The organism is Neopusillimonas maritima (assembly GCF_003576595.1).
In the GTDB taxonomy this organism is placed as follows: domain Bacteria; phylum Pseudomonadota; class Gammaproteobacteria; order Burkholderiales; family Burkholderiaceae_B; genus Neopusillimonas; species Neopusillimonas maritima.
In genome coordinates this window covers 152,764-165,871 of the sequence record NZ_NQOU01000003.1, presented here as the reverse complement: position 1 = coordinate 165,871, position 13,108 = coordinate 152,764, and the positions used below count along the sequence as shown (strand labels likewise).

The following is a 13,108-nucleotide window of genomic DNA, read 5'->3' as shown; positions in this document are numbered from 1 at the left end:
CCTAGTGGCTGTAGAGGGGTAGAAAATGCCATTTTTTGCAAATATCTAGCTACTAAAGCTTGTGTGTTCAAGGGTTGGCGTCAAAAATTGATGTCCAGCTCGTTCTCGTCATCTTCAGCACCTTTAGGCCAGGATTGATTTTTTGCATTTTTCCTTGGTAAACGAGGTAGAGGGACTACTGGGCTTGGCCTCTGAGCCTTGTTTAGCTCAGTTAGCCTCTTTAAATTGTGATCATCTCCTAGGTAAGAATTGAAATCATCCAGGGGGTTGTCACGGAGCCTTTTAGCGAAAAACCAAATCCTTTCTTCCCTCATAGGAAATCCATCTTTTTTAAGCTTTACATCATTCTTGCGAAGAAACTCGGCAACTTGCGGATAGGATTTGTAGTCAATCCGTCCATAACTGAAAGTCATTAAATAGATTTGTGGTTCAGCGTCTCTAAGGCGTTTCTTGCTCCTCTTGCTATCGATTGTCCTTGCAATGGTGATTTGGTAATGGGGGACAGTACGCAGAACTTCTCTCAAATCAGGTATGAGGTTACGTTTCCATTCTCCATCGGGGAAGTAGAATGAATATCGATATTTAACTACCCCACTTAGGAGTAGATTTAGTGCATATGGGAATTCAATATTTCCACCAACTAAGCTAACAGTGGATTCGGAATTTACTTGAAGAATTTCATTTATCGCCGCCAGAACGTTCTGGCATTTAATTTTTAAGAATCCGCAAAGGTAATTGCCCTTGCGGGTTTTTCTTTTGGTACGCTAGACCCTAACGCTTAAAGAGGTGGCCACATGGTTTTAGACGCATTATTAAAAACGCTGCATGTTCTGGCAGTGGTTCTATGGGTTGGCGGTATGGTGTTTGCGCATTTTTATTTGCGCCCGTCCTTGACTGAATTTGATCCGCCCACCCGGCTCGCGCTTATGTGCAGTGTCTTAAAACGGTTTTTTGGCCATGTACTTTGGGCTGCCTTGATTGTGTTGGCTACGGGGTTATGGATGATTGGCAGGGCAGCCAAAGTTATGGTGCAGGCAGGCATGGAGTTTAATATGCCCTTGGCCTGGACAATTATGGCTACGTTGGGCGTTGTCATGGTTGTTATCTTTTTTGTGATTCGTTTCAGGCTTTATCCGCCCATGGTTGAGGCTGTCTCCACGGCAGATTGGCCATCGGCTGCTGCGGCACTGTCTCGGGTACGCAAATGGGTTACCGTCAATATGGTCCTGGGTCTGGTTATTGTTGTCGTTGCGTCAATGTATTAACAGGTCACCGTTTTCCCGCCTCGGGAAATCCCCATCCCGTTTTTCGGCAAAATCCGCACTAACCCTTATTGTTGGTTAGATTCCAAATCCCTTACTGTTAACTCATTGTATGCATCTGCATATATTTTGCTAACAGGGAGTTGGAATGAAAGTAGCGGTTTTGGGGGGTGGTCATGGTTGTTATGCGGCTGCCGCAGACCTAAGCGAAGCTGGGCACGAGGTCAGTTTCTGGCGGCGGGATACCGCCGCGTTGCAACCCGTTATTGACAGTGGTTGCATTACTGTAAAAGACGAAGAGGGCCAGCGTGATATCAGAATCGCGCATGTATGCACGGATATTTCTGAGGCATTGAAAGGCGCGCAGCTCATCGTTATTCCCACCCCGGCTCTTGCTCAACTGGATATCGCCCATGCGATGGCGCCCCATTTAACCGATGGGCAGGTTGTGTACCTGCCGCCCGGCACGTTCGGCAGCTTCATTATGGCGGAAGCGGTGAAAGCGGCAGGTAACAAGGCCGAAGTAACCTGGGCGGAAACAGGCACATTGCCCTGGCTGGTTCGTAAACATGGTCCGAACACGGTTGCGATTACAACACGGGCAACGCGGCTGCCTACCGGTGTGTACCCAGCCGCTCGAACCGAGCATGGTTTAAGCGTCATTCGCGAGGCGTTCCCGGTGATCGAACCGTGTGAAGATGCGATGTCGGGGGCATTGATGAACGCAGGCCCTATTATTCATCCTCCACTTATCCTGATGAACGCAGCGCCTTTGCAGCATTTCGAAGCGTGGGACATTCATAACGAAGGAACGCAACCTGCGGTCCGGTCAGTAACCGACAAGCTCGATCTGGAGCGCATTGCCATTCGCGAAGCGCTGGGTTACGGCGCACCTCATTTCCCTTTGGCCGATCATTACAACAGTGACAAATGGATGTATGGGAATGTGCATAAAAAGTTGGTGAAAAGCGGCGATTGGCGTGAACATATCGACTTACACCACCATCGTTACATGACCGAAGACACGATGCTGGGTTTGTCATTTCAGGCTTCAGTGGGAGACTGGGCCAATATCGATGCGCCGATTAGCCAAGGGTTGCTGGCTATTGCCGGCGGCATTGTCGGGCAAGATCTGCGCAAAGGGCCGCGTTCGCTTGCAACGCTGGGTTTGGCAAGTCTGGGTAAAGATGATTTGCGTGAAATGCTGGTTACCGGAAAGCACTGAATATGGCAGCATCTATTATTGCAATTGGTGCGGGGCGCATGGGCAGGGGAATTGCCCTGGCCTATGCCATTCGTGGGCAAAGTGTCGCCGTTGTGGATTTCAAGCCGCGTGATGCAGGGCAATTTCAGGCCTTGTCTGAGGAGATCGACCAAGAACTGATTACGGCCTTGCAACAATTAGCCGATCTTGAATTATTTAGTGTAGATCAAGTCGCCTCAATTCGACGGCGTATTGATATTGTAGATTTGGCTCATTCCGGCGACGTATTGAAAACCGCCGGAATTATTTATGAAGGCGTGCCCGAAACGCTGGAGGCTAAACGCGATGCCTTGAAACGTATATGTGAGGGCGCGCCGGACACGGCCATTATTGCGTCCACGACCTCCACCATGCTTGCTTCGGAACTTGCCGGTATGGTGACGCACCCGCAGCGTTTCATGAATGCGCACTGGTTGAATCCCGCCTACGTTATTCCGTTGGTTGAAATCAGTGCACATGATCAAACCAGTGGTGAAGCTCTGGACGCATTGAAAGAGAGCCTCACAGGCATTGGCAAAGTGCCTGTACAGTGCGCTTGCTCGCCCGGTTTCATTGTGCCACGCCTGCAAACTTTAATTATGAACGAGGCGGCCCGTATGGTTGAAGAGGGCGTTGCATCGGTTGAAGAAATCGACCGCGCGACACGCTACGGTTTGGGTTTCCGTTTCGCCAGTATTGGTGTGCTGGAATTTATTGATTATGGTGGGAACGATATTCTTTACCATGCCAGCCACTATCTTTCCGACAACCTCGACGCATCCCGATATGCCGCTCCAGACATTATCAAACGATATATGCATGAAGGGAAAATTGGTTTGCGGTCGGCAAATGGTTTTTTGTCTTACGAGGGCGTCGACTTGAACGCGTACCGGCGTGATGTGCTGGCACGTACTTTGGGCATGCTACGGCATTTTGGTTTGGACCAAAGCATTCCTTCCACCACTGTTAAGGAAATAAGCGATGAAAACTAAAGTCAAAGCATTACTGGCCGCAACGGCAACAGCTACGTTGGCCGCCACTGTTTACGCGCCGGCCGTAGCGGCCGACGTGCCGGAGCTGCGGGTGGGCTGGACAATTCCTGCTGAAGAATCAAAGTATTTGATGATGAAGCGTCCGGAACTTTTCCCCGATTTAGGTAAAAAGTACACGATTAAATGGACGCAGTTTCAGGGAACGTCTCCGATGGTTCAGGCCATGCGCGCCGATGTACTTGATTGCGCAACGATGGCGCCTATGTCGATGGCGCAAGGTTATATTGAAAGCGGCTTGAAGCCTTACATCGTTGCACAACATGCGGCGGAAGAACCCGGTAGTTTTTCGGTGTATTGGGCGGTTAAGGAAGATAGTCCGATTAAATCGGCCCAAGATTTGAAAGGCAAGGTGATTGGTACAAATGCGTATGGCTCCGGCGTGTATTACCACATGCTGCTTTGGCTAAAAGAAAATGGACTTGATCCTGAAAAAGACGTGAAAATTGTTGAAACCGGCTTTCCTCCTTCTGCCGATGCCATTCGCTCAGGGCGTGTTGACGCCGGCCCCATGGTTCCGCCGTTCACGGTTTTGAATGAGGAAAAAGGCGGTTTGCGGCCTTTATTCAAACTGCTGGATGTACAAAATCCTAACGTGCAGATTTTTGAAGGTTGCAGCCAGGCTTATACCGATGCCAATCCTGAAGTGGTCAAGGCCTATGTTAAAGATTTGCAGAATGCCATGGCCAAGTTAAAGGAAAACCCTGCGTTGGCTGCGGAGGTGACTTCGGAAATTACCCGCGCACCGGCGGCAGTATTTTCCAAATATTTGCTGACACCAAAAGACTTCCATCGCGAACCGAATATGAAGCCTAATATCGATGCGATTCAGGAAACTTTCGACCTTTACCATGAAGCCGGTTTCTTGAAGGAATCGCTTGATATCAAAGAGTTCGTTCGTGACGATATTATTGCGCCGGTAAAGTAAATGATCAGTATTGAGCACCTGAATAAAACGTTTAAAACGGCACGCGGCAAGGCGCATCCGGCTTTGGTGGATATCGACTTGCAGATTCCCGCAGGTCAGTTTGTCTCGATTCTTGGGCCAAGCGGTTGCGGGAAAAGCACCTTGCTCTACATTGTGGGCGGCTTCGAGCAACCTACCGAGGGTGCAGTTAAGGTGGATGGCAAACGTATTGTTCAACCCGGCCCCGATCGCGGGCCGGTTTTTCAGGAATATGCGTTGTTCCCCTGGAAAACAGTGCTGGGAAATGTAGCTTACGGTTTGCGTGAACAGGGTGTACCCAAAGCGCAGGCCCAAGCACGCGCCTTGTCGTGGCTGGAGAAGGTCAACCTCGATAAATATGCCGGATTTTATCCGCGAGAGTTGTCTGGAGGCATGCGCCAGCGAGCCGCTATTGCACGCACGCTGGCTTATGAACCTGCGATTTTGCTTATGGACGAACCGTTCGGCGCATTGGACGCGCACACGCGCCTGGTGTTGCAGGCCGAGTTGTTATCGCTGTGGGAACAACTGCGCAATACCGTGTTGTTCGTCACCCACGCGGTTGATGAGGCGGTGTATTTGTCCGATAGGGTGGTGGTCTTAACCGGCAGTCCGGGCTCGGTTCGGGAAGTGATTGATATCGACTTGCCGCGGCCACGTGTACGTGCAGAGCTGCTGCTGAATCGCGATTACCAGAACTACATCGTTCATCTTGAAAACTTGCTTACCGAGAAGGAGCAAGTGTGAAGCAGGCCGCAGGTCGTTCGTTACGATGGTACGAGCATCCCGCTGTCGGCATCGTGCTGGCAATACTTTTTCTTGGCGTGCTGTGGTCGGCTGCATCACGGTTTTTGGGTTTCACGTCGTTTCCAGGCCCGATAGCGGCAGTGAAAGAGCTGCGTTTTTTAATTACCGACCCTGCTGCTTTGTGGGCAATTCTGCAGTCGGTTGGCCGAATGTTTGCAGGTTATGTGTGGGCGTTATTGGTGGCGATTCCCCTGGGTCTGGCAATGGGGCGCAGCCGAATCATTTATCAAATTTTCTACCCTTTGGTTTCATTGGCTTACCCGATGCCCAAGGCGGCGTTAATGCCTATTTTGATGCTTTGGTTCGGTTTGGGTAGCTTTTCCAAAATTTTCGTGATTGCCATGGGGGTGAGTTTGCCCGTGCTTTACCACAGTTACCAGGGAGCATGCCGTGTTGAGCGTAAATTGGTGTGGGTTGCGCAAGCGATGGGAATGGGGCCGGTGGCCCGCTTGTTCAAGGTGATTTTGCCGGCTGCGTTACCCGAAATCATGATTGGTTGCCGGGTTGGGGTGGTGATGGCCCTGATTGTGATGGTGTCGTCGGAAATGATTGCGCGCCAGGAAGGGGTGGGGAATTTATTATTCACATCCATGGACATGGCGCAGTATGCAACGGTTTATGCCGCCATCCTGGTGTTGGCGATACTGGGTTTTGTGCTTGATGCGCTCTTCGAGCGTGTTCGGCGATACTTAACCCGTTGGGCCGATTCAAACGAGGGGGGCGCATGACTCAAACCATGATGGGTTGGGGGCGTTTATGCATTTCTCCCTTGTTTGTGCTGGTCGTCTGGGAAGTTGTTTGTCGGGCGGGGCTGATTGAGCCGCAACTCTTGCCTGCGCCGTCCGATATTGTCGTTCGCTTGCTGGAGCAGGCAGCGAGCGCCGAGTTTTGGGGCAACTTTGGTATTACCTTGTACCGGCTGGCGATTGGATTAAGTCTGGCGGTTGTGTTGGGCGTGGTACTGGGGTTAGCGGCACAATTATCGCGCTTTAGTGCGGCATTGCTTGACGCCTTGGTGCGTTTGCTGGCGCCCATTCCCAAGATTGCCCTGTATCCGGCCCTTATCCTGATTTTCGGTTTCGAAAATGCGTCGAAAGTGGCGCTGATTGTTGCTGATGCCTTGTTCCCCGTTCTTATGGCAACGTGGTCGGCGGCACGTGCGGTCGATCGCAAATTGATTTGGTCTGCCCGAGCTGCGGGGACATCGAACCTTGCTTGTTTGTGGAAGGTGACACTACCGTCAATCGTTCCAACGGTTCTGGCTGGTGTGCGCGTCGCGGGTGTTATTGCTTGTGTGGTGGTTTTTCTGGCTGAAATGATTGCGTCCACCGACGGCTTGGGACACATGCTAACCGTTGCCGCCCGTGCTTATCGAACTTTGGATATGTTTGTGCCGTTGGTGTGGATTTGTATTGTAGGCTTGGCGTTAAACTGGCTGATTGGCACGCTACAACGGGTGGTCGACCGTAGCGGATAATCAGAATCGGGCAAAGAAAGTGAAACCCACGAAACAAGAACAAGACTTTACGCAAACATACCAGGGCCATGAAACGTTTATGCCCTATGTGCTTAATCGCACCACGGGTGCTGTTAATGCCGATTTCCAGGTTTTATTGCGTGAGCACGGCATGACGCTGCTGCACTGGCGTGTACTGGCGTTTTTGCGTGAAACCGATGGCTTGGGTATTAGTGCACTGGCCAATGCGGCAGGCGTGGATCAGGCGACCTTGTCGCGCGCGCTTACTGTGATGGAAAAGGCCGGCTATGTGCGCCGGGAACCCAGCGCAACCGACCAGCGTGTGTTGGAAATTCATTTGCTGTCGGCTGGAGAGCAGCAATTCCACAAGGTCTTGCCCCCGGCCTGGGCTATTTATGAGCGCTCAGTGAAGGGGTTAACGATTGAGGAACAACACGAGTTTCAGCGTTTGTTGAAGAAGATTTGGGGTAATTTTGCTTAAGTTTGTCTGTAGTTCTTGTCAACAACGCGACCTTTGAACACGGTTGCGCAGTGTGGGTTGAAACCGATAGCGTAGGCAAGATCCCCTGGACGATCTATGGCCCATAACGAAAAATCGGCCCAATAGCCAGGCTGTAAAGATCCTGTTTCGTGCTGTAAGCCTAGTGCTTGAGCCGCATGCCGGGTAACACCGGTGAGTGCTTCAAGCGGCGTCAGACGGAATAAGGTGCAGGCCATGTTCATTGTTAACAGAATCGAAGTTAACGGTGACGTACCGGGGTTACAGTCAGTGGATATTGCGATAGGAACACCGTGCTGTCGTAGTACTTCAATGGGCGGTAACCGTGTTTCACGCAAATAATAAAATGCGCCTGGCAGCAAAACCGCCACCGTACCCGCCTGGGCCATGGCACGAACACCGTTGCTTGAGAGGTACTCCAGGTGATCAGCGGAGAGCCCGTTATACTGGGCGGTTAGTGAGCTGCCGTCTTGGTCGGACAATTGTTCGGCATGCAGTTTCACCGGAAGCTTGTGTTTTTGTGCCGCGCGAAAAACACGTTCGGTTTGTGCGCGTGTGAATCCGATGTTTTCGCAGAACGCATCCACCGCATCAACCAATTCTTCGCCAACCAGCGTGTCGAGCATTTCCGAGCAGACCAAATCAATATAGTCGTCTGCCCGGCCTTTGTATTCGGGCGGTAAAGCGTGTGCACCCAGAAAGGTGGTTTTTACGCGCACAGGAAACAGGGTTGAAATTTTCCTTGCAACGCGTAGCATTTTCGATTCGGTGGCTATATCTAGCCCATACCCCGACTTGATTTCCAATGTTGTTACGCCCTCGTTTAGCAAGGCCTGGACACGAGGCAGACTGGACTTAAGCAATGCTTCCTCGGTGGCTTCCCGTGTTGCTTTAACAGTCGAGATGATGCCGCCACCCTGGCGCGCAATCTCCTCATATGGCACGCCGTTAAGCCTGGCTTCAAACTCATTGCTGCGGTTACCCGCGTAAACAATGTGGGTGTGACAGTCGATTAAACCCGGTGTGAGCCAACAGTTTTGCCCGTTATGTTCGCGTTGTACCTGAGCTTTTGACGGCAAATTTGCGTGCGGGCCCAGCCAGGCGATGCGGCCGTCTTTCACCGCAATTGCGCCATTTCGGATTTCCCCATAGCCCGTTCCTGGCGCAAGGGTAGCCAGATGAACGTTGGTCCATAGGTCATCCCATTGGGGTCTGGTGTCATCGGTCATATGAAGTCCTTGTTATGCTGGAATTAAGGGCTACGGTGTAGCTATTGTGTGCGTTTTGATTGTTTGCCTGCCCATTGAACCATTTGCTCAAGGAACGCCTTTAGCGCAGGGCGGACGCGTTCAGCGCGCGTATTATCGAAAGAATAAGGAAAGTCTTCTTGCATGTATGTTGCTTCCGATAATTCCAGTTGAACTGAGTGGATTTGTTGGTCGGGGCGACCATAATGTCGTGTAATGTGACCACCTTTGAAACGGCCGTTAACCGCCCATGTATAGCCGGACTCTTCAGCGATTTTTTGTAGCGCGTCTTGTAGGCCTGGGTTACATGATGTGCCGTTGGCGGTTCCAATGTTGAAATCCGGCAATACACCGTCGAAAAAGCGCGGCACGCGCGAGCAGATAGAGTGCGCATCCCATAGCAGCGCGATGCCATGCGTTTGTTTCAAGCGCGTTAACTCGGCGTTTAATTGTTCATGATAGGGCAGCCAGTAGTTTTGTACGCGCTGCAAAATTTCTTCCGGACCGGGTTCGGCGTGATTGATGTAAATTGGATCGCGGTGGAAGGTGTCAAGCGGACACAGGCCTGTCGTATCTTGTCCTGGGTACAAATTTGCATTGTCTCTTGGGCGGTTCAAATCGATAACGTATCGAGAGTGTGTTGCAATGATGACGGAGGCACCCATTTCGTGAAGAAAGTTGTACAACATCTCAAGATGCCAGTCTGTGTCGGGCAAACGCAGTGCAGCGTCAGTAAGGTTTTCGCGAATGGCGTCTGGAATATGCACACCCGTGTGTGGCATGGAAACCAGTAAAGGGGTGGTACCGCGATGAAATTTAAAAACAGGTTCAAGTGAACTCATGGTTTAACCTTGATCTTTGGGGCGTTTAAGCCAAAAGGGTTGTCATGGCACGTTGATAGGCTTGCAGAATTGCGATTTCTTGCGCATGGAAGCCATTTTGAACACGCCATTGTCCTGCAACCAGTACGGAATCAATTAATGCGCCACCGTGGCGCGAAAAAACAAAACTGTCGAGTATTTGATGGCCGCCTTTCCCTATCAGGTCGGGGTGTGACACGTTCAACGACAGGGCATCCGCTCGTTGCCCGGGTGCCAGTCCGGTGATGGGGCGTGCGCTGGCTTGTGCGCCGCCGGCTAAGGCGTGCGTATATAAATAATGGCCTACAGAATGCTGTGAATCAGAAGCCAGTATGTTTCGTTGGCGTCGTGCCAGCCGCTGTGAGTATTCATATAAACGTAGCTCTTCGGCAACATCGACCGTAATGTGGCTGTCGGACCCAATGCCCCAAGTTCCGTTTGCTTTCAAATATTCGGGTCCATTGAAAATGCCGTCGCCCAGGTTCGCCTCGGTAGAAGGGCATATGCCAACCACGGCACCGCTGTTTGCGACAGCGATGGTTTCTTGTTGAGTCATGTGAGTAGCGTGCACCAGGCACCAGCGCTTGTTAACGTCAAAATGATTCAACAGCCATTCAACTGGCCGTTGACCGTAATGGGCCAGGCAGTCTTCCACTTCTTTGGTTTGTTCCGCAATGTGGATGTGAATCGGTGCCAGCGGATTCCAGTGGGTTAAATTTTCAAGCAGTTCTCTAAGCGTGGGTTCGCAAACGGCACGCAGGGAATGGGGTGCGACGCCGTAGCGAAGACCCTCATGTTCCGGGAACTGTTTTGCCAGACGGTCCAATAGAGACAGTATCCAGTCGGGTGAATTGATGAATCGAGCTTGGCCGGCATGCGGCGGTGTTTGCCCAAAACCACTATATTCATACATGACTGGAAGTAATGTCAGGCCAATGCCAACTTGTTCGGCGGCTTCAATCAAACAGCTTGAGAGTGCTTCAACTGGGGCGTAGGGACGCCCATTTTGGTCATGATGAATGTAATGGAATTCGCAGGTTGATGTATAACCGGCCTTCAACATTTCCAGGTACAACTGGCTTGCAACCGCTTTAAGCAAGTCGGGATTCAGTTTTTGTGCGAATGCGTACATGAGTGTGCGCCAGCTCCAGAAACTGTCGTCGACTGATGAGCGATACTCTGTTAATCCGGCCATCGCACGTTGAAAGGCGTGCGAATGGAGATTGGGCATTCCAGGGAGCAACAGCTCAACAGATGGCGTGTTGGATGGATGGGTTTTATTTACAGCGACGGATGTCAGGATTCCTTTATCGTTCCACTGCAGATAGACATTGCTCGCCCAACCTGTTGGTAAAAGCGCAATTTTGGCAAAGACAGCGTTCATAAGGCTGAGGCTCCGTGTTGAACCTGGGCGATCAAAAGCGTACTGCCGGTGACTTCCGGCTTGAAAGACAAACGTATTAGCGACGGATCGAACCTTAGATAGTCATGCAATCCCAATTCCCAGACGTCTGTTGACTGTGCATTTTGGGTTTTAATGTGCCATCGGCCGTTCGGGCAAAACAGCCAATAGAGTGACTCCGGGTCACAGGAAATTTCGGCTGCTTCGCACTGGAATAGAACGCAGCCCGAGGCACGGCGACGATCCATCATGAGATTCAAGTCTTTCACACTCACGTGAGGCAGAGTCGCCCTGACTTTTTGCTCCCCTTGAAAGCGAAACGGACGGCACGGCTCAAGTGTGTGATGATGGCCATTATCAAATTGCAAAATGGCGCTTTCACCCTGGATAAGGGTAATGATTCGGTCAATATTGTTGAATTCTGAAAAGTCGGCATCTTCATCAATGTCGGCCACGCTGACGCGCCAAATGAAGTTATCCAGCTCAGCCGACTCGGGATAGATATCGAGTTCCCGAGTACGGCCGCGCCCGTTTTTCCACAGGTGGGCGGGGACTTGAGCCGCATTTACATGTTTCATGCCTGAATCATTGGCAGTTTGAGCCCATGTTTCTTAGCGCATGCTATGGCTGTTTCGTAGCCGGCGTCGGCATGGCGCATCACGCCTGAACCGCAATCGTTGATGAGTACCCGGGCAAGACGTTTCTCAGCGGCGTCTGTACCGTCTGCCACGATAACCATTCCCGCATGCTGTGAATAACCCATTCCCACCCCACCACCGTGATGAAAAGAAACCCAGCTGGCGCCGCCTGCGGTATTGAGCAGGGCGTTGAGTAACGGCCAATCGGATACGGCGTCCGTGCCGTCTCGCATGCTTTCAGTTTCACGGTTGGGGCTTGCCACCGAACCTGTATCCAGGTGATCTCGACCAATGACAATTGGCGCTTTAAGCTCGCCATTGCGCACCATTTCGTTGAATGCCAGGCCTGCCAGGTTGCGTTCACCCAGACCCAGCCAGCATATGCGCGACGGTAAACCCTGAAACGCAATGCGTTCTTTTGCCATGTCGAGCCACCGCGCGACAGATTTGTTTTCGGGGAACAATTCCTTGATCTTGGCATCGGTTTTATAGATGTCTTCAGGATCTCCCGAAAGGGCAACCCAACGAAACGGCCCTTTGCCTTCGCAGAATAAAGGGCGAATATAGGCTGGTACAAAACCGGGAAAATCAAAGGCGTTTTCGACGCCGGCATCATAAGCCACTTGTCGGATATTGTTGCCATAGTCAACCACGGGAATGCCCATGGCATGGAAGTCGAGCATGGCTTGTACATGTTCTGCGCAGGAGCGCGTGGCTTGCCGGGTGAGTTCGGTATGTTTAGCAGGATCTTTTTGGGCGGCCTTCCATTCTTCGACTGTCCAGCCTTTAGGCAAATATCCGTTAACGAGGTCATGCGCAGATGTTTGGTCGGTCACCAGGTCCGGCTTGATTTCCCCCGCTTTGGCACGGCGGGCCAGTTCAGGCAAAATTTCTGCGGCGTTACCAAGAAGCGCTATGGAAACCGCCTCATTTTTTCCGGTGTGGTGTTTCACCATGTCCAAAGCCTCATCAAGGTCTTTGGCCTGTTTGTCGACGTAGCGGGTTCTTAGCCGAAAGTCGATACTGCTTTGTTGGCATTCAATGTTCAGCGAAACGGCACCGGCCAACGTTGCCGCCAGGGGTTGGGCGCCGCCCATGCCACCCAGGCCGGCCGTTAGAATCCAGCGACCCTCCCAGTTACCTTTGTAATGCTGCCGGCCTGCCTCGACAAAGGTTTCGTATGTTCCTTGCACGATGCCTTGGCTACCAATGTAGATCCAGCTGCCCGCTGTCATTTGGCCATACATGAACAAGCCTTTTCGGTCGAGTTCGTTGAAATGCTCCCAGTTGGCCCATTTTGGTACCAGGTTGGAATTGGCAATGAGCACCCGCGGCGCGTCGGGGTGAGTTTTGAAAACACCGACCGGTTTACCGGATTGAATAAGCAGCGATTCGTCTTCTTCAAGGGACCTGAGCGATTCCAGAATTTGATCGAAGCAAGCCCAGTTGCGTGCTGCACGACCGATGCCGCCATAAACCACCAAGTGTGTTGGGTTTTCCGCGACTTCGGCGTCCAGATTGTTCTGGATCATACGGAACGCTGCTTCGGTGACCCAGTTCTTGCATGTTTTTTCGCTACCTCGCGGGGCACGAATAATGCGATTAGGATCAAAGCGAGGGTCGAGTTCTGTTTGTGAGTGGGTGAAAGTAGTCATTTCAAGCGTCCCTTCTGAATCGA

General features: G+C 51.6%; 13 protein-coding genes. 8 read left to right on the top strand and 5 right to left on the bottom strand.

Annotated features, from left to right (window positions below; genetic code table 11):
- The first annotated feature begins 794 nt into the window (after positions 1-794).
- The 8 genes from CJO09_RS09320 to CJO09_RS09285 all read left to right on the top strand — a co-directional run bounded on the left by CJO09_RS09320 (position 795) and on the right by CJO09_RS09285 (position 7,265).
- The gene (locus CJO09_RS09320) at positions 795-1,265 is read left to right on the top strand and encodes a CopD family protein (RefSeq protein ID WP_119442118.1); all 471 of its coding nucleotides are present in this window, start codon (positions 795-797) and stop codon (positions 1,263-1,265) included.
- Positions 1,266-1,410: 145 nt separating this feature from the next.
- The gene (locus CJO09_RS09315) at positions 1,411-2,487 is read left to right on the top strand and encodes an NAD/NADP-dependent octopine/nopaline dehydrogenase family protein (RefSeq protein ID WP_119442117.1); all 1,077 of its coding nucleotides are present in this window, start codon (positions 1,411-1,413) and stop codon (positions 2,485-2,487) included.
- 2 nt (positions 2,488-2,489) lie between these two features.
- A complete protein-coding gene (locus tag CJO09_RS09310; protein WP_119442116.1) occupies positions 2,490-3,497 on the top strand; it encodes a 3-hydroxybutyryl-CoA dehydrogenase in 1,008 nt (335 codons plus the stop codon).
- Complete coding sequence (locus tag CJO09_RS09305; RefSeq protein WP_119442115.1) at positions 3,487-4,482, top strand: ABC transporter substrate-binding protein; 996 nt, start codon at positions 3,487-3,489, stop codon at positions 4,480-4,482. The genes CJO09_RS09310 and CJO09_RS09305 overlap by 11 nt, the downstream gene beginning before the upstream one ends.
- On the top strand, positions 4,483-5,247 hold the full coding sequence (locus tag CJO09_RS09300; protein ID WP_119442114.1) for an ABC transporter ATP-binding protein: 765 nt from the start codon (positions 4,483-4,485) through the stop codon (positions 5,245-5,247). It abuts the gene before it with no gap.
- Positions 5,244-6,035 carry an ABC transporter permease gene (locus tag CJO09_RS09295; protein WP_119442113.1) on the top strand — a complete coding sequence of 264 codons (792 nt, stop codon included), beginning with the start codon at positions 5,244-5,246 and terminating at the stop codon, positions 6,033-6,035. The genes CJO09_RS09300 and CJO09_RS09295 overlap by 4 nt, the downstream gene beginning before the upstream one ends.
- Complete coding sequence (locus tag CJO09_RS09290; RefSeq protein ID WP_245961279.1) at positions 6,032-6,784, top strand: ABC transporter permease; 753 nt, start codon at positions 6,032-6,034, stop codon at positions 6,782-6,784. Before CJO09_RS09295 ends, CJO09_RS09290 begins: the two co-directional genes overlap by 4 nt.
- A 19-nt stretch (positions 6,785-6,803) precedes the next feature.
- The gene (locus tag CJO09_RS09285; protein ID WP_245961278.1) at positions 6,804-7,265 is read left to right on the top strand and encodes a MarR family winged helix-turn-helix transcriptional regulator; all 462 of its coding nucleotides are present in this window, start codon (positions 6,804-6,806) and stop codon (positions 7,263-7,265) included.
- On the opposite strand, the gene hutI is transcribed toward CJO09_RS09285, so the two are convergent.
- Genes hutI through hutU form a run of 5 tightly spaced genes read right to left on the bottom strand, consistent with a single transcriptional unit; the run spans position 7,262 to position 13,085 of the window.
- Entirely contained in the window at positions 7,262-8,512 is a 1,251-nt protein-coding gene (hutI, locus tag CJO09_RS09280; protein ID WP_119442112.1) for an imidazolonepropionase, read from the bottom strand. The two genes, CJO09_RS09285 and hutI, sit on opposite strands and share 4 nt — an antisense overlap.
- Before the next feature lie 41 nt (positions 8,513-8,553).
- Positions 8,554-9,372: an N-formylglutamate deformylase gene (gene hutG, locus CJO09_RS09275; RefSeq protein ID WP_119442111.1), complete on the bottom strand. Its 819-nt coding sequence runs from the start codon at positions 9,370-9,372 to the stop codon at positions 8,554-8,556.
- A 25-nt stretch (positions 9,373-9,397) separates the two neighbouring features.
- Entirely contained in the window at positions 9,398-10,774 is a 1,377-nt protein-coding gene (locus tag CJO09_RS09270; RefSeq protein WP_119442110.1) for a formimidoylglutamate deiminase, read from the bottom strand.
- Positions 10,771-11,370: a HutD/Ves family protein gene (locus CJO09_RS09265; RefSeq protein ID WP_119442109.1), complete on the bottom strand. Its 600-nt coding sequence runs from the start codon at positions 11,368-11,370 to the stop codon at positions 10,771-10,773. The genes CJO09_RS09270 and CJO09_RS09265 overlap by 4 nt, the downstream gene beginning before the upstream one ends.
- A complete protein-coding gene (hutU, locus tag CJO09_RS09260; RefSeq protein ID WP_119442108.1) occupies positions 11,367-13,085 on the bottom strand; it encodes a urocanate hydratase in 1,719 nt (572 codons plus the stop codon). The genes CJO09_RS09265 and hutU overlap by 4 nt, the downstream gene beginning before the upstream one ends.
- Positions 13,086-13,108: the final 23 nt, after the last annotated feature.

What these genes read in the sequence shown, in the direction of transcription:
- CJO09_RS09320 (WP_119442118.1), top strand. Translation starts at nt 795, where the DNA reads ATGGTTTTAGACGCATTATTAAAAACGCTGCATGTTCTGGCAGTGGTT.
- CJO09_RS09315 (WP_119442117.1), top strand. Translation starts at nt 1,411, where the DNA reads ATGAAAGTAGCGGTTTTGGGGGGTGGTCATGGTTGTTATGCGGCTGCC.
- CJO09_RS09310 (WP_119442116.1), top strand. Translation starts at nt 2,490, where the DNA reads ATGGCAGCATCTATTATTGCAATTGGTGCGGGGCGCATGGGCAGGGGA.
- CJO09_RS09305 (WP_119442115.1), top strand. Translation starts at nt 3,487, where the DNA reads ATGAAAACTAAAGTCAAAGCATTACTGGCCGCAACGGCAACAGCTACG.
- CJO09_RS09300 (WP_119442114.1), top strand. Translation starts at nt 4,483, where the DNA reads ATGATCAGTATTGAGCACCTGAATAAAACGTTTAAAACGGCACGCGGC.
- CJO09_RS09290 (WP_245961279.1), top strand. Translation starts at nt 6,032, where the DNA reads ATGACTCAAACCATGATGGGTTGGGGGCGTTTATGCATTTCTCCCTTG.
- hutI (WP_119442112.1), bottom strand. Translation starts at nt 8,512, where the DNA reads ATGACCGATGACACCAGACCCCAATGGGATGACCTATGGACCAACGTT.
- hutG (WP_119442111.1), bottom strand. Translation starts at nt 9,372, where the DNA reads ATGAGTTCACTTGAACCTGTTTTTAAATTTCATCGCGGTACCACCCCT.
- CJO09_RS09270 (WP_119442110.1), bottom strand. Translation starts at nt 10,774, where the DNA reads ATGAACGCTGTCTTTGCCAAAATTGCGCTTTTACCAACAGGTTGGGCG.
- CJO09_RS09265 (WP_119442109.1), bottom strand. Translation starts at nt 11,370, where the DNA reads ATGAAACATGTAAATGCGGCTCAAGTCCCCGCCCACCTGTGGAAAAAC.
- hutU (WP_119442108.1), bottom strand. Translation starts at nt 13,085, where the DNA reads ATGACTACTTTCACCCACTCACAAACAGAACTCGACCCTCGCTTTGAT.